The sequence below is a fragment of the Streptomyces sp. SLBN-8D4 genome (genome assembly GCF_049739545.1).
Taxonomy (GTDB): domain Bacteria; phylum Actinomycetota; class Actinomycetes; order Streptomycetales; family Streptomycetaceae; genus Streptomyces; species Streptomyces canus_C.
On record NZ_JBMGQC010000001.1, the window covers coordinates 3,093,776 to 3,114,668 of the forward strand.

The 20,893-nt window shown below is 69.9% G+C and carries 21 protein-coding genes and 2 riboswitches; of the genes, 5 read left to right on the top strand and 16 right to left on the bottom strand.

Features of this window, described 5'->3' with window-relative positions; genetic code table 11:
* Nucleotide 1 precedes the first annotated feature (1 nt).
* The 3 genes from RKD20_RS13500 to RKD20_RS13510 form a co-directional block, all read right to left on the bottom strand.
* Complete coding sequence (locus RKD20_RS13500) at nt 2–1,171, bottom strand: cysteine desulfurase family protein (protein WP_424877943.1); 1,170 nt, start codon at nt 1,169–1,171, stop codon at nt 2–4.
* 66 nt (nt 1,172–1,237) lie between these two features.
* Nucleotides 1,238–1,504 carry a DUF4190 domain-containing protein gene (locus tag RKD20_RS13505; RefSeq protein ID WP_424877944.1) on the bottom strand — a complete coding sequence of 89 codons (267 nt, stop codon included), beginning with the start codon at nt 1,502–1,504 and terminating at the stop codon, nt 1,238–1,240.
* 35 nt (nt 1,505–1,539) lie between these two features.
* Nucleotides 1,540–1,704 carry a hypothetical protein gene (locus RKD20_RS13510; RefSeq protein ID WP_007384847.1) on the bottom strand — a complete coding sequence of 55 codons (165 nt, stop codon included), beginning with the start codon at nt 1,702–1,704 and terminating at the stop codon, nt 1,540–1,542.
* 132 nt (nt 1,705–1,836) lie between these two features.
* Here RKD20_RS13510 and RKD20_RS13515 point away from each other — a divergent pair, with 132 nt between their 5' ends.
* Nucleotides 1,837–2,463 (top strand): TetR family transcriptional regulator, encoded by a 627-nt coding sequence (locus RKD20_RS13515; protein ID WP_424877945.1) that lies wholly within the window; start codon nt 1,837–1,839, stop codon nt 2,461–2,463.
* A 71-nt stretch (nt 2,464–2,534) separates the two neighbouring features.
* Here the strand turns inward: RKD20_RS13515 and RKD20_RS13520 are convergent, their stop codons facing one another.
* From RKD20_RS13520 to RKD20_RS13530, 3 genes are all read right to left on the bottom strand, one after another.
* Nucleotides 2,535–2,924 carry a hypothetical protein gene (locus tag RKD20_RS13520; protein ID WP_424877946.1) on the bottom strand — a complete coding sequence of 130 codons (390 nt, stop codon included), beginning with the start codon at nt 2,922–2,924 and terminating at the stop codon, nt 2,535–2,537.
* A 114-nt stretch (nt 2,925–3,038) separates the two neighbouring features.
* Entirely contained in the window at nt 3,039–4,043 is a 1,005-nt protein-coding gene (locus tag RKD20_RS13525) for a helix-turn-helix transcriptional regulator (RefSeq protein ID WP_424877947.1), read from the bottom strand.
* Between the two features lie 72 nt (nt 4,044–4,115).
* Entirely contained in the window at nt 4,116–4,970 is an 855-nt protein-coding gene (locus RKD20_RS13530) for a thioesterase family protein (protein WP_424877948.1), read from the bottom strand.
* Nucleotides 4,971–5,116: 146 nt separating this feature from the next.
* Here RKD20_RS13530 and RKD20_RS13535 point away from each other — a divergent pair, with 146 nt between their 5' ends.
* The gene (locus tag RKD20_RS13535; RefSeq protein ID WP_424877949.1) at nt 5,117–6,337 is read left to right on the top strand and encodes an alpha/beta hydrolase; all 1,221 of its coding nucleotides are present in this window, start codon (nt 5,117–5,119) and stop codon (nt 6,335–6,337) included.
* Here RKD20_RS13535 and RKD20_RS13540 read toward each other — a convergent pair.
* From RKD20_RS13540 to RKD20_RS13585, 10 genes are all read right to left on the bottom strand, one after another.
* Nucleotides 6,246–6,902 carry a trimeric intracellular cation channel family protein gene (locus RKD20_RS13540; protein WP_424877950.1) on the bottom strand — a complete coding sequence of 219 codons (657 nt, stop codon included), beginning with the start codon at nt 6,900–6,902 and terminating at the stop codon, nt 6,246–6,248. The two genes, RKD20_RS13535 and RKD20_RS13540, sit on opposite strands and share 92 nt — an antisense overlap.
* A 23-nt stretch (nt 6,903–6,925) precedes the next feature.
* On the bottom strand, nt 6,926–8,317 hold the full coding sequence (locus RKD20_RS13545) for a M1 family metallopeptidase (RefSeq protein WP_424877951.1): 1,392 nt from the start codon (nt 8,315–8,317) through the stop codon (nt 6,926–6,928).
* A gap of 98 nt (nt 8,318–8,415) precedes the next feature.
* Entirely contained in the window at nt 8,416–9,771 is a 1,356-nt protein-coding gene (locus RKD20_RS13550; RefSeq protein ID WP_424877952.1) for an ABC transporter ATP-binding protein, read from the bottom strand.
* Nucleotides 9,768–10,859: an ABC transporter ATP-binding protein gene (locus RKD20_RS13555; protein WP_424877953.1), complete on the bottom strand. Its 1,092-nt coding sequence runs from the start codon at nt 10,857–10,859 to the stop codon at nt 9,768–9,770. Before RKD20_RS13555 ends, RKD20_RS13550 begins: the two co-directional genes overlap by 4 nt.
* Nucleotides 10,856–11,863 carry an ABC transporter permease gene (locus tag RKD20_RS13560; RefSeq protein WP_424877954.1) on the bottom strand — a complete coding sequence of 336 codons (1,008 nt, stop codon included), beginning with the start codon at nt 11,861–11,863 and terminating at the stop codon, nt 10,856–10,858. Before RKD20_RS13560 ends, RKD20_RS13555 begins: the two co-directional genes overlap by 4 nt.
* 69 nt (nt 11,864–11,932) lie before the next feature.
* A complete protein-coding gene (locus tag RKD20_RS13565; RefSeq protein ID WP_424877955.1) occupies nt 11,933–13,681 on the bottom strand; it encodes an ABC transporter substrate-binding protein in 1,749 nt (582 codons plus the stop codon).
* A 60-nt stretch (nt 13,682–13,741) separates the two neighbouring features.
* Nucleotides 13,742–14,740 carry an ABC transporter permease gene (locus RKD20_RS13570; RefSeq protein ID WP_424877956.1) on the bottom strand — a complete coding sequence of 333 codons (999 nt, stop codon included), beginning with the start codon at nt 14,738–14,740 and terminating at the stop codon, nt 13,742–13,744.
* Between the two features lie 335 nt (nt 14,741–15,075).
* Nucleotides 15,076–15,876, bottom strand: a complete 801-nt coding sequence (locus tag RKD20_RS13575) for an enhanced serine sensitivity protein SseB C-terminal domain-containing protein (protein ID WP_424877957.1) — start codon at nt 15,874–15,876, stop codon at nt 15,076–15,078.
* Nucleotides 15,877–16,030: 154 nt separating this feature from the next.
* Nucleotides 16,031–16,825 (bottom strand): enhanced serine sensitivity protein SseB, encoded by a 795-nt coding sequence (locus tag RKD20_RS13580; RefSeq protein ID WP_424877958.1) that lies wholly within the window; start codon nt 16,823–16,825, stop codon nt 16,031–16,033.
* 67 nt (nt 16,826–16,892) lie between these two features.
* Nucleotides 16,893–17,561 (bottom strand): AAA family ATPase, encoded by a 669-nt coding sequence (locus RKD20_RS13585; RefSeq protein ID WP_424877959.1) that lies wholly within the window; start codon nt 17,559–17,561, stop codon nt 16,893–16,895.
* 182 nt (nt 17,562–17,743) lie between these two features.
* Nucleotides 17,744–17,840, top strand: a riboswitch (glycine riboswitch).
* A riboswitch (glycine riboswitch) is annotated at nt 17,841–17,943 on the top strand. It abuts the riboswitch before it with no gap.
* A gap of 51 nt (nt 17,944–17,994) precedes the next feature.
* Between RKD20_RS13585 and gcvT the strand changes: the two genes are divergently transcribed.
* From gcvT to glyA, 3 genes are all read left to right on the top strand, one after another.
* A complete protein-coding gene (gene gcvT / locus RKD20_RS13590; RefSeq protein ID WP_424877960.1) occupies nt 17,995–19,113 on the top strand; it encodes a glycine cleavage system aminomethyltransferase GcvT in 1,119 nt (372 codons plus the stop codon).
* A gap of 98 nt (nt 19,114–19,211) precedes the next feature.
* Entirely contained in the window at nt 19,212–19,589 is a 378-nt protein-coding gene (gcvH, locus tag RKD20_RS13595; RefSeq protein ID WP_007384830.1) for a glycine cleavage system protein GcvH, read from the top strand.
* A gap of 14 nt (nt 19,590–19,603) precedes the next feature.
* The gene (gene glyA, locus RKD20_RS13600) at nt 19,604–20,869 is read left to right on the top strand and encodes a serine hydroxymethyltransferase (protein WP_424877961.1); all 1,266 of its coding nucleotides are present in this window, start codon (nt 19,604–19,606) and stop codon (nt 20,867–20,869) included.
* Nucleotides 20,870–20,893 lie beyond the last annotated feature (24 nt).

Here is a 20,893-nt window from a genome sequence, read left to right on the forward strand (position 1 = left end):
CTTACATCAGCCCCGCCGCGCGGGCGCGTTCCACCGCCGGGCCGATGGCCTTCGCGACCGCGTCGACGTCCGCCTCGGTGGAGGTGTGGCCGAGGGAGAAGCGCAGGGTGCCGCGGGCCAGGTCGGGGTCGGTGCCGGTGGCCAGCAGGACGTGGCTGGGCTGGGCGACGCCCGCGGTGCAGGCGGAGCCGGTTGAGCACTCGATTCCCTGCGCGTCCAGGAGCAGGAGCAGGGAGTCGCCCTCGCAGCCGGGGAAGGTGAAGTGGGCGTTGGCCGGGAGCCGCCCTCCTGGCGCCGGGTCACCGCCGAGGATCGCGTCCGGGACCGCCGTACGGACCGCCTCGACCAGGGAGTCGCGCAGGGCGCCGATCTCGACCTCGAACCACTCGCGCTGTTCGGCGGCGAGGCGGCCGGCGACCGCGAAGGAGGCGATGGCGGGGACGTCGAGGGTGCCGGAGCGGACGTGGCGCTCCTGGCCGCCGCCGTGCAGCACGGGGACGGGGGTCCACTCCCGGCCGAGCACGAGCGCGCCGATGCCGTACGGGCCGCCGATCTTGTGGCCCGACACCGTCATCGCGGCGAGGCCGGAGGCGGCGAAGTCGACGGGTAGCTGACCGAACGCCTGGACCGCGTCGGCGTGCAGCGGGACGCCGAACCCGGCGGCGACCTCGGCGAGTTCGCGCACCGGCAGGACCGTGCCGATCTCGTTGTTGGCCCACATGACCGTGGCCAGGGCGACGTCGTCGGGATTCCGGGCGATGGCCTCGCGCAGGGCCTCGGGGTGGACCCGGCCGTGCTTGTCGACGGGGAGGTACTCGACGGTGGCGCCCTCGTGTTCGCCGAGCCAGTGGACGGCGTCGAGGACGGCGTGGTGCTCGACGGGGCTGGCGAGGACCCGCGTCCTTGCGGGGTCCGCGTCGCGCCGGGACCAGTACAGGCCCTTCACGGCGAGGTTGTCGGCCTCCGTGCCGCCGGAGGTGAGGACGATCTCGCTGGGCCGGGCGCCGAGTGCCTCCGCGAGGGTCTCGCGGGATTCCTCGACCGTGCGGCGGGCCCTGCGGCCGGAGGCGTGGAGGGAAGAGGCGTTGCCGGTGGCGCCGAGGTGCGCGGTGAGTGCCTCGACCGCCTCGGGGAGCATCGGGGTGGTCGCGGCGTGGTCGAGGTATGCCATGGTGACGCCGATTCTACGGGTCGCGGGTGAGCACCCTCAGGCCAGGACCGGCCGCCGCCGACGGGCTCAGAAGCTCCAGGACGGCGTGTTGTCCAGCTGCATGAGGGCCACCAGGACCAGCAGGTCGGCCACTCCGAGGCCGAGGCCCAGGTAGGCACGGCCGCGGCGGGCGGTGCCGCGCCACAGGGCCACCGAGGCCAGGACGATGGCGATCGGGCCGAGGAAGACGTTGAGGACGAGAAGGCCGACGAGGCCGAGGATGAAGGACGCCACGGCCATGCCGTCGGCGTCACGGGCACCGGCCTGGTGGGTGGCCTGCGCGGTGAGCTGCATGGTGATCAGTGCTCCTGGGGACGGCGGGGCGGGGGTCAGTGGGCCGAGGTGCGGCGGCGGGCGTGGCGCTCGCGGAGCGCGAAGATGCCCAGCCAGGCGGCGATCACGACGGCGGCGACGGCGGTGAAGGTGAGCGGCGCGTGGGCGACGGTGCCCAGGACGACGCCGAGGAGCATGAGTGCGGCGACGAGGAACAGCATGGGACGGATCCCCCTCCGATTCGGCGGTCGTTACGTTTGAGTGAACAGTTGTAGTTACACTTGTTCACTGACTCCAGAGTCTAGCGCGTGTCCGGCTTTCCAATTACAGAGAACAGTTGTTAACTGGATGACATGAGTCACACCCTCGGCCTCCGGCAGGCACAGAAGCAGAAGACCCGGCAGGCGCTCCTGGACGCGGCCCTGGGGCTGCTGGAGGAGCAGAGCCTGAGCAGCCTGGGCCTGCGCGAGGTCACGCGTGCCGTCGGCGTCGCGCCGACCGCCTTCTACCGGCACTTCCGCTCCATCGCGGATCTCGGTACGGCCCTCGTCGAGGAGGCGTTGGGCAGCCTGCACCCGATGATCCGGACGACGGTGTCCACGGCCGACGACCACGGCCAACGCATCAAGCGCGCCATCGAGTTGATCGCCGGCCATGTGGACGCGTACCCCGCCCACGTCCGGTTTATCGCCCGCGAACGACATGGCGGAGTCCAGCCGGTCCGGGAGGCCATCCGGGAGCAACTGGCCCGGTTCGGGCAGGAGGTGAAGGACGAGCTGGCCAAGGACCCGGTGTCCGGCGGCTGGAGCGAGGACGACCTGCTGATGCTGGCCAACCTCTACGTCGACCAGATGCTGATCACGGCCTCCCTGTTCCTGGAGGCCCTGGAGGCGACCCCGGAGGAACGGGACCGCGTCTGCCAGGTGGCTGAGCGTCAGATGAGACTGATCAGCATCGGCCGCCGGCACTGGCTGGATTAGTCACCACACAGGAGGGCGGCACCCCCGCTCACCGGGAGTACCGCCCCTGCCGTACGGCGTCCTGCGCCATGTCAGCTCTTCGTCGCCGCCGCGCTCGGCGCACCGCTGGGCGCGCCGCTCGGGGCCGCGCCGCCCGCGCCGCCGCCGGGACCGCCGCAGCCGCCCATGCCGCCGCCGGGACCGCTCTGACCCCCCTGGCCGCCGCCGGGCCCGCCGCTCGGCATGCCGGAGGGGGTTCCGCTGGGCGCGCCCGACGGCCGGGCGGTGGCGTTTCCGGTGGGGGCGCCCGAGGGGGCACCGCTGGGCATGCCGGACGCGTCGCCGGTGGGGGCCTGACAGTTCTGCCCGCCCGAGGTGCCGCTGTTCGAGGTCGACGACGAGTCGCCCGAGCCGCAGGCCACCAGGGCGAGGGGCGAGAGCGCCAGCAGGGCCACGGCGGGGAGGAGACGCACACGCTTCATGAGAGACAGCTCCGGGGAAGATGAGGAAGTCCTGAGGTCGGGAACTGTCGCAACGGCCCCTGAGCCTTCGGTGGGCCCGGCCTGTCCCCCGCCTGTGCGGGAGGCAAAGCGCGGCTAAAGCAGCTCCTGCGAGCTGGGCTTCTGTACGGACCGCTCACTCACCCGCTGGTACAGGTCCGTGACAGAAGCGGCCGCGCGGGCCACCTCCTCGCGTACCTCGGGCGGCGAGAGGACCTCCACGCGGTCGGAGAACTGCAGGAGTTGACGGGCCTCGCCGACCACGCCGAGCGAGAGCCGGGCCGTCACCCACGCGTCCTCGCCGTCGTCCTCGGGGAGTTCGGTCAGATACGGGGCCATCAGCCGTACGAACAGGTCGAGTCGGTCGCGGCGGACCCGCACGGTGACGTCGATGCCGCCGGGGCGCTCCTCGACCTGGCGTCGCAACACCTCCCAGACCTCGGCGAGTTCGACCCCGGGCCGACGTCTGACGGGTTCGTCCAGCACGGCCGCGGAGTGCACCCGGTCGGCCCGGAACAGCCGCGGGAGCCCCCGCCGGTCGGCGACGAGGTACCAGACACCCGCCTTGGCGACGAGACCGTACGGGTCCACGGTGTACGTCCGTGTCTCGCGCTCCCCGCTGTGCCGGTAGCGCAGCCGCAGTCGGCGGTCGGCGAAGACGGCGTCCTGGAGGGCCACCAGGTCCACGGACCGCTGGGGCCCGCCCTTCCAGCGGGTGGCGTCGACCAGGACGCGGCGGGAGGTGGCCTCGGCCGCCGGGCGGTGCGGGGCGGGCAGTGCGGCCATCACCTTGCGCAGCGCCGAGCCGAGGGCGGAGTCCAGGCCGAGGGCCGCGTGGGCGCCCTGGGCGGCCAGGATGAACAGGGCGCGGGACTCGTCGGCGGTCAGGCCGGTGACGTCCGTGCGGAATCCGGCGAGGAGTTCGATGCCGCCGTGTCGCCCGCGCTCGGCGTACACGGGCACGCCGGAGGCGGACAGGGCCTCCACGTCCCGGTAGATGGTCCGCACGGACACCTCGAGCCTGGCGGCGAGTTCGTGCGCGGGCACCCGGCCCCGGGTCTGCAGAAGCAGCAGGATCGACAGGAGACGGTCGGACTTCACAGGGACAGGATCTCGCGTGACGCGCCCCGCGGCGGAGCCGCATGCCGAAGCAGCCCCGCGCCCCCGGGTGGGTCAGGACAACCTGACCCTGGCGAGTTGACGCGACTGCGCCACCAACCTGTCCGCGCTGTCCCAGACCTCGGCGTCCTCCTCCAGGAAGCCGCCGGCGAGGTTGCGGGTGGTGATGGCGACGCGCAGGGGGCCGGGGGCGGGGCGGCAGCGGACGTGGACGGTGAGTTCGACCGTGGGCACCCAGCCCTTGAGGCCGATCCCGAAGGCCGTGGGCGGGAGCGCGTCCACCGCGAGCAGCAGCGAGAAGGGGTCGGCGTCCCGGCCGTCGGCGAGCCCGAACCAGGACCGCATCTCGCCCTTGCCGGAGGGCGCGCCGAGGGCCCAGCCCAGGGTCGACGGGTCCAGCTTGAGCATCAGCCGGTCGGTGATGGCGGAGCTGCCCTCGACGGGGACGGGCCCGTCCTCGGGACCGAAGCACTGGTCCATCGGCGGGAACACGGGCGGCTTCGCCGACGTACGGACGTCGTCGGGGAGGGAGTCGAGGTCGCCGTAGGAGGCGAGGGCGCGGATGCGCTCGACCTCCTTGCCCTCGTCGTCGTACTGGAAGAGCGAGGCCTGGCCGGTGGAGAGGGTGCGGCCGGTGCGGACGACGTCCGTGCGGACCACCGCCGGTCCGGGCTGGGACGCGGTCAGGTAGTGCGCGGAGATCGTGAACGGGTCGGCGTGCGGCAGGGCGTCCGCGAGGGCACGGCCCAGGACGGCCAGGAGGTAGCCACCGTTGACGGCGCTGATGATCGTCCAGCCCGCGGAGATGTCGATGTCGTAGACGCCGGGGGCGCGGCGGTTGACCGCGGTGTCCCTGTCGAACTCGCTGTCGCCGATCGTCGCGCGCGTGGCGGAGGCTGCTTCTGGCATGCCTGAACGGTACAACAACTAACTACTAAGCGGTAGCTTTTCTCCCAGGGGCCGGCCGGTCGTCCCAGGTGAGACCCGCACTATTTCTCGGTAAGCGTCCGTACTCGTCCGTAAACCCCGCACCCGGCAACCCCCTCTACAGGGACATGAGCCTCACCGGGACCACGTTCCTCTACACGCTGATCGTGCTGTCCGTCGTCGCCGTCGTGCTGCCGCTGGCCCTGTGGTCGCGGCTGCGGGGGCCCCGGATCGCACGCGCAGCCGCCCGCGTACTGATGGTGCTGTTCGCCCAGGGCACGGCCGTCGCTCTCGTCTTCGTGCTGGTCAACAACCAGAACAGCCTCTACGACAACTGGGCCGACCTGCTGGGCACCGGCAACCACGTCCAGCAGGCCGCGAACCTGGGCGCCGACGGCACCGGCGGCATCTCGCTGAAACGGTTGCCCAAGGTGAGGCAGCACTTCACCAACGCCTCCGGCCCCGGCATGAAGGGCGTGCGGGTGACCCAGCTCAAGGGCCGGGTCTCGGGTGTGAACGCCGAGGTCTACGTCTGGCTGCCGCCGCAGTACGGCGAGCCCGCCTACCGGCACCACAAGTTCCCCGTGGTGGAGCTGCTGTCGGGCTATCCGGGCTCGGCGAAGGCTTGGTTCGGGTCACTGCACGCGGTCAACCAGCTCCGGCCGCTGATGCGGGACGGCAAGGTGGCGCCGTTCATCCTGGTCGCCCCGCGCATGAACCTGCTGGCCGGGGTCGACACCGGGTGCGCCAACATCACGGGCACGGTCGACGCCGACACCTGGCTCAGCGTCGACGTGCCCAAGATGGTCACGGACAATTTCCGCGCCCAGTCCGGTCCGGCGGGCTGGGCCGCGGCCGGGTACTCGGCGGGCGGCCACTGCGCGACCAAGCTCGCCGTCGCGCACCCCGACCGCTACCGGGCCGCGGTCAGCATGTCCGGCTACAACGACCCGATCGGCGAACGCAACTCGCTGGCCGCCGAGACCCCCGCCCTGCGCCGCGCCAACAACCCGTACCTGCTGCTGCGCGAGGCCCGCACCCCGCCCGCGATCGCGCTCTACCAGTCCGGTCAGCCGGGCGACGGCTACGAGGCGGCCATGGGCCTCGAACAGGTCGCGAAGGCGCCGACGACCGTGCACGTCGTCTACATCCCGAAGAGCGCGGGCGGCCACAACATGGCGCTGTGGAAGCCGCAGGTGGTTCCGGCGTTCCGCTGGCTGACCGAGGAGATGGGGCTGCTGCACGGGAGGGCGGGCGCTACTCCTCACGCACGGTCGACCGGCGGTTCCAGGCCCGCGGAGCTCGCCAGTGGAACCGCATCGCGAGCAGGCGCAGTACGAAGGCGGTGAGGGCCGCGAGCCCGCTGGTGAACGGACTGAGGACGTCGTAGCGGATGCACAGGACGACCATGGTGGCGCCGACGATCGCCGGGACCGCGTAGAGGTCGCGGTCCCAGCGCAGCAGTGAGGGCACCTCGTTGGCGAGCACGTCCCTGAGCACACCCCCGCCGACCGCGGTGGCGAGTCCGAGGGTCGCCGACTGGGTGAGGCCGAGCCCGTACTCGTACGCCTTGGTCGTCCCGGCGACGCAGAACAGGCCGAGGCCGGCCGCGTCGAAGACGTTCACGCCGACCTGGATGCGCTCCACGTGCGGGTGCAGGAAGAAGACCAGGAGGGCGGCGAGCAGCGGGGTGATGAAGTAGCCGAGATCCGTGAAGGCGGCGGGCGGTACCGCGCCGATGATCAGGTCCCGGAACAGCCCTCCGCCCAGCGCGGTGACCTCGGCGAGGACGGCGATGCCGAAGACGTCGAAGTTCTTGCGGACGGCCAGCAGCGCGCCGGAGATGGCGAACACGAAGATGCCGACGAGGTCGAGCGTGTGCTGGACGGAGGGAGTGAACAGTTGCTGGAGCACACCGCATTCTTGCGCAGCGGCTGCTAGCGGGCCGGCTTGCCCGTCGTGAACAGCCAGGTGTGGAACAGGTCGTCCAGCTGCTGTCCGCTGATCTTCTCGGCGAGGCCGATGAATTCGGCCGTGTTCGCGTTGCCGTAGCGGTGGAGCTTCGTCCAGGCCGGCAGCAGCTCGAAGAACGCCTTGTCGCCGATCCGTTCGCGCAGCGCCTGGAGCGTCATCGCGCCGCGCTGGTAGACCGCGGACGCGAACATCGTGTCCCGCTGCGGGTCGCCGACGGTGGTCTGCCAGAAGGCGCTGTCGGCGGGGCGGCCGTCGTACGCGGCGACGAAGGAGTCATGGGCGCTGCGGGTGCCCTTGTGCTCGGCCCACAGCCACTGGGCGTAGGTCGCGAAGCCCTCGTTGAGCCAGATGTCCTTCCAGCGCGCGACCGAGACGCTGTCCCCGAACCACTGGTGGGCCAGCTCGTGCACGATCGTCGTCTCGTTGCGCACGGCCGAGTAGGCCGGCTTGGTCTGCACCTCCAGCGAGAACCCGGCCTGCGGCATGTCGTCGACGATCGCGCCGGTCTCCTCGAAGGGGTAGGGCCCGAAGACCTGCGACCAGTAGTCGGTGGCCTCGGCGGTGACGGCGTACACGTCGACGCTGTTGCTGTTCGCCAGCACCGGGTCGATGGCCGTGTAGATGGGGATGCCGCCGGGGGTCTTGCCGGTGCGGACGTCGAACTTCCCGATGGTGGCGGTCGCGAGGTAGGTCGCCATCGGCTTCTTCTCGCGCCAGTGGGTGTACGTCGAGCCGCCCTTGTCGTACGTCGACACGAGCCGACCGTTGGAGACCGCGGTCAGGCCCTTCGGGGTCCTGACGCGGATGTCGTAGGTGGCCTTGTCCGCGGGGTGGTCGCTGGACGGGAACCAGGTGGAGGCGGCGTTGGGTTCACAGGCGACGAAGACGCCGTCGGGGGTCTTCATCCAGCCGTAGTCGGAGCCGAAGACGATGGGGCCGTTGAGGGGTTCGGGGATCCCGCCGTAGGTGACGGCGACCGTGAACTCCTGGCCCTTGCGCAGGGATTGGCGCGGGGTGATGCGTATCTCGTCGCCGTCCCGGGTGAACTGGGCGCGTCTGCCGTTCACTTCGACTGCGGTGACCACGAGTCTCTGGAGATCCAGATCGAAGGAGGAGAGGTTCTGGGTGGCGCCGGCGATGAGTGTCGTACGGCCGTCCAGACGGTCGGTGTCCGGGTTGTACGCCACGTCGAGGGCGTAGTGCCGTGCGTCGAAGCCGCCGTTGCCGAGGTTCGGGAAGTAGGCGTCGCCGATGCCGGGGGCGCCGGGTTTCGGGCCCGGGGCCGCCGCGATGACAAAAAAGGAAGCCGCCGCGGTCGCGACGGCTCCTAAACGTGCCGAACGGGAGAGTGCCATGGTGTCGTCCCTCTCGAGCGTGTACCGATAAGTCGGACACGGACGACTCTTCACTCTCCCGTTCGGGCATGTGCATGACTTTGCCAACTCGTCATGCGTTACTTGTCAGTTGGGTCCTGACGGTCGGCTTCCGGTTCGGTGCTCGCCTCGCCGGTCTTCAACGGTGCCGCGGGGGCGGTCTTGGCGCCCGGGCCCGTCTTCGCGGCCGTGGCCTCGACGTCCGCCGCGACCTCCGCCTCCGGCTGCTCCGCAGTGTCCGCCGTCTTCCCGGCAGCTTCGGCGCCGGTCTCCTCGGCGGACCCCGCCGCCACCGCCGCGACCGCGGCCGACGTCTTTGCCGACTCGGCGCGGACCTCCTCGGCGACCAGCGCGGCCGCCTCCTTGGCGGCCGACAGGAGCACGGTGTCCTGCGGGGCCTGGTCCGCGAAGTTCTCGGGGTGGTGGCAGGCCACGCGCTGGCCGGGACGCAGCTCGACCAGCTGCGGCTCGGTGGTCCTGCAGATCTCCGTCGCCTTCCAGCACCGCGTGTGGAAACGGCAGCCGGAGGGCGGGGAGATCGGGGACGGGACGTCGCCGCGCAGCAGGATGCGCTCGGACTTGGCGCCCCGGCGCTTGGGGTCCGGCACCGGGACCGCCGACATCAGGGCCTTGGTGTACGGGTGCATCGGCGCCTCGTACAGCGCGGTGCGGTCGGCGAGTTCGACGATCTTGCCGAGGTACATCACCGCGATACGGTCCGAGACGTGCCGTACGACGGACAGGTCGTGCGCGATGATCACGTACGTGAGGCCGAGCTCCTCCTGGAGGTCGTCCATCAGGTTCACGACCTGCGCCTGGATCGACACGTCGAGGGCCGAGACCGGCTCGTCCGCCACCACCAGCTTCGGCTTCAGGGCCAGGGCCCGCGCGATGCCGATGCGCTGACGCTGGCCGCCGGAGAACTCGTGCGGGTAGCGGTTGTAGTGCTCGGGGCTCAGGCCCACCAGCTCCAGCAGGCGCTGGACCTCCCGCTTCACCCCGCCCTCGGGCTCCACGCCCTGGAGCCGGAACGGCGCCGAGACGATGCCGCCGATGGTGTGGCGCGGGTTCAGGGAGCCGTACGGGTCCTGGAAGATCATCTGGATGTCCCGCCGCAGCGGACGCATCCCGGCCGCGTTCAGCCGCGTGATGTCCTGGCCCTCGAAGTGGATCGAGCCACCGGTCGGCTCCTGGAGGCGGGTGATGACCCGGCCCATGGTCGACTTGCCGCAGCCCGACTCGCCGACCACGCCGAGGGTCTCGCCCTTGCGCACCTCGAAGTCGATGCCGTCGACCGCCTTGACCGCGCCGACCTGGCGCTGGAGGACGCCCTTGCGGATCGGGAAGTGCTTCTGGAGGCCCTCGACCTTGAGCAGTATCTCGCGCTCGTCGGGGGCGGTCGTCACGCCCGCATCCGTCTTCTTCGTCTCACTCACAGCTTCGGCGCAATCTCTTCGGTCCAGATCCGCGTGCGGTCCTCAGGCGAGAGGTGGCAGGCGGAGTAGTGCCCGCCGCCGACCTGCTGGAGCTCCGGGCGCACGGTACGGGTGACATTGCCCTTGGGGATGTCCGCGTACGGGCAGCGGGGGTGGAAGGCGCAGCCCGAGGGGACGTTGATGAGGCTCGGCGGCTGGCCCTTGACGGGGATGAGCCGCTCGGAGGTCTCCCGGTCGATGCGCGGCATCGAGCCCAGCAGACCCCAGGTGTACGGGTGCTGCGGGCGCTCGAAGACGTCGTCGACACTGCCGCGCTCCACGCACCGGCCGCCGTACATCACCAGGACGTCGTCGGCGATCTCGGCGACCACACCCAGGTCGTGGGTGATGAGGACGACCGCGGAGCCGAACTCCTTCTGCAGGTCCCGGATCAGGTCGAGGATCTGCGCCTGGACGGTGACGTCCAGGGCGGTCGTCGGCTCGTCCGCGATCAGCAGTTCGGGGTTGTTGACGAGCGCCATGGCGATCATCGCGCGCTGGCGCATACCGCCGGAGAACTCGTGCGGGTAGCCGTCGACGCGCTTGTCCGGCTCGGGGATGCCGACCCGGTCGAGCATCTCGACGGCCCGCTTGCGCGCGACCTTCTTGCTGACGTCGTGGTGGACCCGGTACGCCTCCACGATCTGGTTGCCTATCGTGTAGTACGGGTGCATCGCGGACAGCGGGTCCTGGAAGATCATCGCCATCTCGCGGCCACGCAGCCGCCGCACCTCGTCCGGGTCGGCGGAGACCAGCTCCTTGCCGTCCAGCCAGATCTCGCCGGACATCTGGACGTTCTTGCCGCGCGCGCCGAGCCGGTGCAGGCCCATGATCGCCAGCGAGGTGACGGACTTGCCGGAGCCCGACTCGCCGACGATGCAGAGGGTCTTGCCCTTCTCCACCTGGAAGCTGAGCCCGTCGACGGACTTGACCAGGCCGTCGTCGGTCGGGAAGTGCACCTTGAGGTCGCGGACCGCGAGGAAGGCGTCGGGGGCGTTCCCCGGAGCCGGCTCGCCCAGGGCGGCACCGGTCTTGGAGAGTTCGGTCACGAGAGCCTCACCCGCGGGTCGGCGGCGGCGTACAAGAGGTCCACCAGGAGATTTGCGATCACGACGAAGAGGGCGGCGAGCAGGGTGACGCCGAGGATCGGGGGCAGGTCGTTGTCGGTGATGCCCTGCACCGCGTACTGGCCGATGCCGGGCAGCGAGAACACCGTCTCGGTGATCACGGCACCGCCGAGCAGCAGACCGAGGTCCATGCCGAAGACGGTGATGATCGGGGTCAGTGCGGCCCGCAGCCCGTGCCGGGTCACCACGTTGCGCTCCCGAAGGCCCTTGGCTCGGGCGGTGCGGATGAAGTCCTCGTTCATCGTCTCCAGCATGCCCGAGCGGGTCAGCCGCGCGTAGATGGCGGAGTACAGCAGCGCGAGCGAGCACCAGGCCGGGAAGAGGGTGTTGGCCCACTGGGCCGGATTCTCGGTGAACGGTACGTAGGTGCGACCAAAGATCGGCCACTGATAGGTGAAGAGCAGGATCGCCAGGCTGCCCGTGAAGAACATGGGCAGCGAGACACCGGCGAGCGCGACGCCCATGAAGGTGCGGTCGAAGAAGCTGCGGGGCTTGAGCGCGGAGATCACGCCGATCACCACACCGGAGACCAGCCACAGCACGGCGGCACCGGCCGCCAGCGAGAAGGTCACCGGAATGCGTGAGGTCAGCTGCGGCCAGACCGCCTCGTGGGTCTTGAAGGAGTAGCCGAAGCACGGCGCGTCACAGTGCGCCGTCGTGGGCCCCAGGTTGTAGGTGGCTCCGGCCACGATCCCCTTGATGAAGTGCCAGTACTGGGCATACAGGGGCTCGTCCAGACCGAGGTTCTGCTTGACCGCGGCGATGTCTGCCTTCGTCGGACTCTTTCCGATGTACTGCTGCGCGAGCTGGTCGGCGGTCTGACCGGCCATCCGCGGCAGCAGGAAGAAGATCGCGAAGGTGACCGCGGTGACGACCAGCAGCAGGATCACTGCCGCGAACGTCCGACGGAGGATGTACGAGATCACGGGGACCGGCGCTGGTGCCCGCGGGCCGTGAGGCCCACGGGCACCAATGCCTTCACCTGCCTTCCGGGGCTACTTCTTGGTCGTGCCGATGTTGAGGTAGTCGTACTGACCGCTGAAGGCCGACGTGGACACCAGGTTGGTGTAGCCGGACGGGCGGTACAGCAGGACCTTGAAGTAGGTCAGCGGGACGAGCGCGGCCAGGTCCATGGCGCGCTTGTCGATCTGCCCGTACAGGCCGTTGCGGGTGGTGTCGTCCTCGGTGGCGATGGCCTTCTCCAGCATCTCGTTGATCTGCTTGTCGTTCAGATACGAGAGGTTGGTGTTGCCGGACGCGCCGATCGCGTCACCGTGCAGGATCTGCTGGAGGAAGCCGTAACCGGAGTTCCAGTCGGCACCCCACTGCATCATGTGCAGGCCGATGTTCTGCTTCTTGTCGAACGTCGGCACACCCGCGTAGTCGGTGAAGTACTTGCCCGACGGGTACTGCTTCAGGCTGGCGTTGATGCCGACCTTCTTCAGCGAGGCGATGATCGCGGTGGCCGCGTCGATCTCCTGCGGGCGGTCGCTGCGCGCCGAGATGTTGGTGCTGATCGACGTCTTGCCGCAGGCCTTCAGCTGCTCCTTGGCCTTGGCGACGTCACCCTTGTTGCCGGTGGTCGCGTAGACGTCGGCCTTCGCGTAGCCGGTGATGTCCGGGGGCAGGACGGTCGTGGCGATGTCACCGCGGATCGGGCCGCCCTCGGCGGTCTGCACCGAGACCTTGTCGACGGCGTACTCGACGGCCTTGCGGCACTCGACCTTGTCGAACGGCGCGACCTGGTTGTTGATCGCCATGTAGACCAGACGGCCACCGTAGGTGTTGTCCGTGTTGGCCTTCAGCTTGGCGTCGTTGACGACCTTCGCCTGGGTCGCGGCCTGGACACCGGTACCACCGAGGTCGATCGCGTCACCGGCCTGGACGTCCTGGTCGATCGTCTCGGCGTTGACCTTCAGCTTGACGACGATCTTGTCCGGGTACTGCTTGCGCAGCGGGTCGGTCTTCGGGTCCCAGTTCTCGTTCTTGACGAGGACGGCCTGCTTGCCCTCGTCGTAGCTCTGGAACTTGTACGAGCCCGAGGACACGATGCTCTTGACGTAGTCGATGCCGGTGTCCTTGGCCTGCGGGACCGGCGCCGTCTGCGGCGTCGCGACCAGGTAGTCGAACTCCTGGAAGGGACGGTTGAGCTTGAAGACGATCGTGGTGTCGTCCGGCGTCTCGATGGACTTCAGGCCCTCGGGGCTCTTGTCCTTGTAGGGGCCCTTGTAGGCCTTGCCGCCCTCCATGAACTGCTGGAAGTAGTTCGGGCCGAGGGAGAGCACGTCACGCGCGAAGTTGGAGCGCTCGACGGCGTACTTGACGTCCTTCGAGGTGATCGCGGTGCCGTCCTGGTACTTCAGACCGGAGCGGATCTTGTACGTCCAGGTCTTGCCGCCGTCGCTCGGCTCGCCCGCCTTCTCGGCGAGGTCCGGGACCAGCTTGTTGCCCTCCTCGCCCGGACCGGGCTGGAAGGTCATCAGCGGGCGGGCGTACAGCCGGCTGAGGTTGTACATGTAGGCGTAGTACGTGTTGCCGGGATCGAAGGAGTCCGGGACGTCGGAGTACTCGTACGTGACCGTCCCACCCTTCTGGGTGGAGGCATTGACGACGCCCTTGGTCGCTGCGTTGGCCCCAGCCGACTTGTTCCCGTCTCCACCGTTGTCATCGGCCTTGCTGCAAGCCGAGAGCAACAGGCTCGCACTGCCGATGGCCGCCACTGCGGCCAGCGCTGACCTTCGCATGATGGTCTGCTTCCCCTTCAATTGTCGGAAATCTTGTGGACTCTCACCGCGGGTCGCGGGTCAGCGGCTGCGCGGGTCGAGAGCGTCTCGGAGACCGTCGCCGAGCAGGTTGAACGCCAGGACGGTCACGAAGATGGCCAGACCAGGCACGATCAGGAACTGCGCGTCGACCTGGTAGTAGGTGACGGCCTGGTTGAGCATGCCGCCCCAGGAGGCCTGGGGCGGCTGGATGCCGACGCCGAGGAAGCTCAGCGACGCCTCGAAGAGGATGTTGGTCGGAATGAGCAGCGTCGAGTAGACGATGATCGGGCCGACGAGGTTCGGCAGCAGCTCCCGGAAGAGGATGTACGGCCCCTTGGCCCCCATCCCGCGCGAGGCGTCGACGAACTCCCGCTCGCGCAGGGCCAGGGTCTGGCCGCGCACGATGCGGCCCAGGTAGGGCCAGTTGAAGAAGCCGATGACGAAGATCAGCACGCTGATGTGCAGCGGCAGACCCTCCAGGCCGAAGGCGCCGCCCTGCAGCGTGGCCGAGATGGCGATGGCGAACAGCAGGAGCGGGAACGCCAGGAAGGTGTCCATGAGCCGGCTGATGATCGTGTCGACCCGGCCGCCGTAGTAGCCGGCGACCACGCCGAGCACGGCGCCGATGGTGTTGGACAGGATGGTGGCGCCGAAGGCGACGACCAGCGAGACCCAGGAGCCCTCGAGGATGCGGGTGGCGATGTCGCGGCCGAACTTCGGCTCCACACCGAGCGGGTGCGACCAGCTCATGCCGCCGAAGTCGCCCTTGGGCAGCGAGGTGTTGGGGTCGATCAGATCCTGGTGCAGGGCGTTCGGGTCCAGCCCGAACATGGCCTGGATGGGCCGCGAGAGCAACGCGAGGAGGATCAGCAGGATGACGATCACGCCACCGGCGACCGCCACCTTGTCCTTCTTGAACCGGGACCAGGCGATCTGCCCCAGGGAACGGCCCTCGATCTGCCCCTTGTCGACGCCGACGAGGACAGCCTCCGGCTGCGCCTCGGCCTGCGCCCCGGTGGTCTCGATCGGTGCGGTCACAGTGACCCGACCCCTCTCGCCGGTGGTGACCGGCCTACACCTGCCGTGGATTACGGCTTTGTCGACTTGCTCAGCCCGCAGGGACTACTGATCCTGCGTCTGACTGGGGAGTCTTCAGCTTCGCTGTGATCACCCGCCAGGCCTGACGCCGAAAGTATGCGTAACCGTGATGCAGTACGAGGGATTCCGTTATCCGAACAACGGGTAACGCCCCTCGGACGTATGTCAGTTGGGACAAAACGGCACAATAAGACACGTTCGTGGTGATCCGCCGCTATCTACGCGCGAAGAAATGTGGCCGTTACGTAAACGAGGCGAACGGGTTGCCATCGCTCTCAGTAACCACCACGGGCCGGCGGGTAGCCGTACCCGGCCGCCGGTGCCTGGGCGGGTGATCCGTGGGCCTCGCGGTCGTAGAACGGACGGGCACCGGCGCGCATCCACAGGGCCACCGGGTCGTACTCGTCGGACATCGCCACGGTCGACACCGGCAGTCCGTCCGGGACGGCGCCGATGGACTGCTGCATCATCGCGCGCACCGAGTCCACGGCGGAGGGACTGGTGTCGTACACGTCCAGGCCGATGGCGAGATACGGAGCCCCGAGCGCCGGCTGCACCCAGGCGCGGCGCAGCGAACGGACCGCCGGGGTGCGGTGCGCGTTCTGCACGAGCAGGGCGTAGAACTGGGGAATCTCGATGCCGGGTTCGGCGAGCCTGAGCGGTCCCGCGGGCTGGCGCTCCAGGCCGGTCGCGATGCGGCGCAGATCGAGCCAGGGGATGCCGACCCCGCCGCCGGGGGCGTGCGGGTTGAGCCAGAGGCCGTAGTGGTCGGGATAGAGCGTGCGGGCCACGTCGAGGCCGTCGACCACTTCGTACGAGCGGTTCCAGCCGCTGGCGCTCAGCTCCTGGGCCGAGGTCACACAGGGGGCGTAGCCGTAGCCTTCGACCTCCATGTTTCCGTACTGGGCGTCCGGGGAGCCGGACTGGCCGTGCCACAGGAGCATCCAGATCTGGCCGTTGTTCGGGGTCGCGAGAGCGCGCAGCAGCGCCTCGTAGGCGTCGTAGCGCCCGGGGGTCACCTGGCGCAGCATGTGCTCGACCGTGCCGGTCGCGGTGCCCGTGCCGCTGGCGCTCACCTGGACCGCCCCTTCCCTGTTCGTTGCCCCGGATATGGACACAGCTTAAGCGCCCAGGAGCTCGGGTCCTGGTGTCGGATCGCGGCTGCGGTTCGTGGGGGTTGCTCGCGCCCACGCGGCGGAGCCGCACATCGACACAGCCCCGCGTCCCGCATTACGTCCCCTGCGTGTAGAAGGGCCGTACCTGTCCTCGCATCCAGTGGCCCACCGGGTCGTCCGCCACGTCCAGCAGGACCAGGTTGACCGGCCACTTCACCGGAGTTGTGCCCAGGGCCCGGCCGAGGGCGTCCATCGGCAGGGTGCGCAGGTCGCCCTCCCACTGGGAGAGTTCCACGCCCACGAACATGACCGGGTCGGCGGTCTCGATGGCGGCCAGGCAGCGGCGGGCCGTCAGGACCACGCCCGTGGCCGCGAACTCGGCGGACGCGGCCGCCAGGAAGTCGACCGGGTCGTCCTGCCAGTCCGGCTCGTAGAGCTTGACCCGGCCGCCGGTGTTGGGCCCGTCCAGCGGGGTCCGGCCCACCCGGCACAGGTCGGCGACGGCGGCGGGCGGCAGCGGGACGCCGACCACGCCGTCCGGGTTCACCGCGATGCCCACGTGCGGGGGCAGGCCGCGGGCGAACTCGACCGCCGGGGCGATGGTGTACGACAGATGGCTGCCGACGACCTGGCGGAACTGCTCCTCGGAGCTGAAGACCGGGACGAACGCCTGGCCCCCGATCTCCAGGGTGGGCAGGTCGAGGGGGCCGCTGTGCGGGCCGCCGCCGTTCGGCAGGGGGATCCAGACGAAGCTGCGCCCGAGCACCTCGATGATCCGGCCGCCCGCCGAGGGCATGCCGAGGGAGGCCGAGAGCACCTCCTCCAGCTCGTTGCCGGGCCAGCCGCCGTGCGGATGGGTGTGTGCCGAGTGTGCCGGGAAGTCCGCGGGAAGATCCGCTGGGAAGTCCATCTGTCTGACCGCCTGCTGTGAACCACTGATGTGGCTGAAAGGCTAGCGGGTGCGGGCGGTTCGCGACTCAGCCCGGGAACCCGATCCGCCGCAGGACGTCCGCCGCGTCCCGGTCGATCAGCACCGCCGAGCCGCAGCCCTGGGGCAGATCGCCGCCCTCCACGGAGCGGATCAGCCGGGCGGCGGCCCCCCGGTGCCGCAGGAAGGCGTACCGCGAGACCCCCCGGCCGCGCTCGCGCTGGCCCTCCAGCGCGGTGTCCGCCGTGACGTCGAGCAGCAGCAGATGCAGGGTGCCGCCCCGGCGCCGGGCCTCGCGGGCCAGCCAGCCCCGCACCCAGGCCTGCGTCCCGCAGTCGTGCACCACGACTCCCTCGCCGGAGCGCAGGGCGCGGCGCAGTCCGGCGTAGTGCGCGAGCCGGACCAGGGGGCGGTAGACGGCGTACGGCAGTAAGCGGGACAGCCGGGCGTCCCAGCGGTCGCGGGTGTCCTGGGAGTCGACCCGGATGCCCGTGACCGCGCGCTTCATCAGCGTGGACTTGCCGCTGCCCGGCAGGCCGGTGATGACGACGAGGTCTCCGGGGCCGAAGAGCAGGGCGTGCGGGCTGTGGCCGGCGCGGTCGCGCAGGTCACGGACGACCGGGCGGGCGCCGCGGCCCTCGACGGCCGGGACCGCGGGCTGCTCGGGCAGCGCGAGGGCCGAGGTCGTCGCGTACGCCGTGGTCCTGTTCACCGTCATCGTCCTCCTCCGGGGTCGGGGTTCCCCTCCCCACCGAGCGTAAAGAGAAGGTAATGGATGATCTCTCGTGTTTCTGTACGCGTACCGCCACAAGGCAGTTACAAAAGGAAGGGGCCAGTGCGGCCCTGCCGTCGGCGTCCGGGGCGTGCAATGATGTCCGCGCCAACTGCATACCGGCCGCTTGAATCCGCGCGGGAGAGTCCCGGGTACGTGTACCCGGGCGCCGAAGGAGCAAGTCCCTCCCTTGAATCTCTCAGGCCCCGTTACCGCGCGGGCGAGGCACATCTGAAAAGCGGGCCGCCCACTCGACGCGGCCCCACCCACGGTGCAAGCCATGTTCTTCATGGCGAACCTCTCAGGTTCCGATGACAGATGGGGAGGAATACCTCGCCCGTCACACCCATGTCCTGGGATCCTTGGAGACGACCGTCCGATGAGCAGTCCTGAACCCCGTCTCACCGCACTCGACGCCCTGCACCGCTCGCTCGGTGCGACGATGACCGACTTCGCCGGCTGGGACATGCCCCTGCGGTACGGCTCCGAGCGCGACGAACACAACGCGGTACGCACGAAAGCCGGGCTCTTCGACCTCTCCCACATGGGCGAGATCACCGTGACCGGACCGCAGGCCGCGCAGCTGCTGAACTTCGCCCTCGTCGGCAACATCGCCTCCGTCGGCGTCGGCCGGGCCCGCTACACCATGATCTGCCAGGCCGACGGCGGCATCCTGGACGACCTGATCGTCTACCGGCTGGGCGAGACCGAGTTCATGGTGGTCGCCAACGCCTCCAACGCCCAGGTCGTCCTCGACGCGCTGACCGAGCGCGCGGCCGGCTTCGACGCCGAGGTGCGCGACGACCGGGACGCGTACGCCCTGATCGCCGTACAGGGGCCGGAGTCCCCCGGGATCCTCGCGTCGTTGACCGACGCGGACCTCGACGGCCTGAAGTACTACGCCGGTCTGCCGGGCACGGTCGCCGGAGTTCCGGCGCTGATCGCGCGCACCGGGTACACCGGCGAGGACGGCTTCGAGCTGTTCGTGAAGCCGGAGCACGCGGTCGAGCTGTGGCAGGCCCTGACCAAGGCGGGCGAGGGCGTCGGCCTGGTCCCGTGCGGGCTGTCCTGCCGGGACACGCTGCGCCTTGAGGCGGGCATGCCGCTCTACGGGCACGAGCTCTCCCGCGAGCTGACCCCCTTCGACGCCGGGCTCGGGCGGGTCGTGAAGTTCGAGAAGGACGGGGACTTCGTCGGGCGGGAGGCACTCCAGCAGGCTGCTGAGCGCGCCGCCGCCGCTCCGCCGCGCGTCCTCGTCGGTCTGGTCGCCGAGGGGCGTCGTGTCCCGCGCGCCGGGTACGCGGTCGTCGCGGGCGGCGAGGTGATCGGCGAGGTCACCTCCGGCGCCCCCTCCCCCACGCTGGGCAAGCCGATCGCGATGGCGTACGTCGACGCCGCGCACGCGACGCCCGGCACGACCGGTGTCGGTGTGGACATCCGGGGCAGCCACGAGCCGTACGAGGTCGTGGCGCTGCCGTTCTACAAGCGCCAGAAGTAGTCGCCGTAGGCGATGCTGGGCACAGAGTCGCTGCTCACGCACGCCCTCCGCAGTCCCCCCTTCACCAGCACTCCCCCGCGTACAGGAGAATTCAGGCCATGAGCAACCCCCAGCAGCTGCGCTACAGCAAGGAGCACGAGTGGCTGTCGGGCGCCGAGGACGGCGTCTCGACGGTCGGCATCACGGAGCACGCGGCCAACGCGCTCGGCGATGTCGTCTTCGTACAGCTCCCGGAGGTCGGTGACACGGTGACCGCGGGCGAGACCTGCGGCGAGCTGGAGTCGACCAAGTCGGTCTCCGACCTGTACTCCCCCGTCTCCGGTGAGGTCACCGAGGTCAACGAGGACGTCGTCAGCGACCCCGCACTGGTGAACTCCGCCCCCTTCGAGGGCGGCTGGCTGTTCAAGGTGCGCGTCGCCGAGGAGCCGGCCGACCTGCTCTCCGCCGACGAGTACACCGCCTTTTCCGCCGGCTGAGGAGTCCGCACCCGATGTCCGCACTGAACACGCCCCTGCACGAGCTCGACCCGGAGATCGCCGCCGCGGTCGACGCCGAGCTGGACCGTCAGCAGTCCACCCTCGAGATGATCGCCTCGGAGAACTTCGCTCCGCTCGCGGTCATGGAGGCCCAGGGCTCGGTCCTCACCAACAAGTACGCCGAGGGCTACCCGGGCCGCCGCTACTACGGCGGCTGCGAGCACGTCGACGTGGCCGAGCAGATCGCGATCGACCGGGTCAAGGAGCTCTTTGGCGCCGAGTACGCCAACGTGCAGCCCCACTCCGGTGCCTCCGCGAACCAGGCCGCCCTGTTCGCGCTGGCCCAGCCGGGCGACACCATCCTCGGTCTCGACCTCGCCCACGGCGGTCACCTGACCCACGGGATGCGGCTGAACTTCTCCGGCAAGCAGTTCGACGTGGTCGCGTACCACGTGGACCCGGAGACCGGTCTGGTCGACATGCCCGAACTGGAGAAGCTCGCCAAGGAGCACCGCCCGAAGGTGATCATCGCGGGCTGGTCCGCCTACCCGCGGCAGCTGGACTTCGCGGAGTTCCGCCGGATCGCCGACGAGGTCGAGGCGTACCTGTGGGTCGACATGGCGCACTTCGCCGGCCTGGTGGCCGCGGGGCTGCACCCGAACCCCGTCGAGCACGCGGACGTGGTCACCTCCACCACCCACAAGACGCTGGGCGGACCGCGCGGCGGGATCATCCTCGCCAAGCAGGAGTTCGCGAAGAAGCTGAACTCCTCCGTGTTCCCGGGCTTCCAGGGCGGTCCCCTGGAGCACGTGATCGCGGCGAAGGCGGTGTCCTTCAAGGTCGCCGCCTCCGAGGAGTTCAAGGAGCGCCAGCGGCGTACGGTGGACGGTGCGCGCATCCTCGCCGAGCGTCTGACGGCCGATGACGCCCGGGAGGCCGGGGTCAACGTGCTCTCCGGCGGCACCGACGTGCACCTCATCCTCGTCGACCTGCGCGAGTCCGAGCTGGACGGCAGGCAGGCCGAGGACCGTCTCCACGAGGTCGGCATCACGGTCAACCGCAACGCCGTGCCGAACGACCCGCGCCCGCCGATGGTGACGTCGGGCCTGCGGATCGGCACGCCCGCCCTGGCCACCCGCGGCTTCACGGCCGAGGACTTCGCCGAGGTCGCGGACGTGATCGCTGCGGCACTGAAGCCGTCGTACGACGTGGAAGGCCTGAAGGCTCGGGTCAAGGCCCTCGCCGACAAGCACCCGCTGTACGCCGGTCTGAACAAGTAGTTCCGCGGTGGGGGCACCCGACGA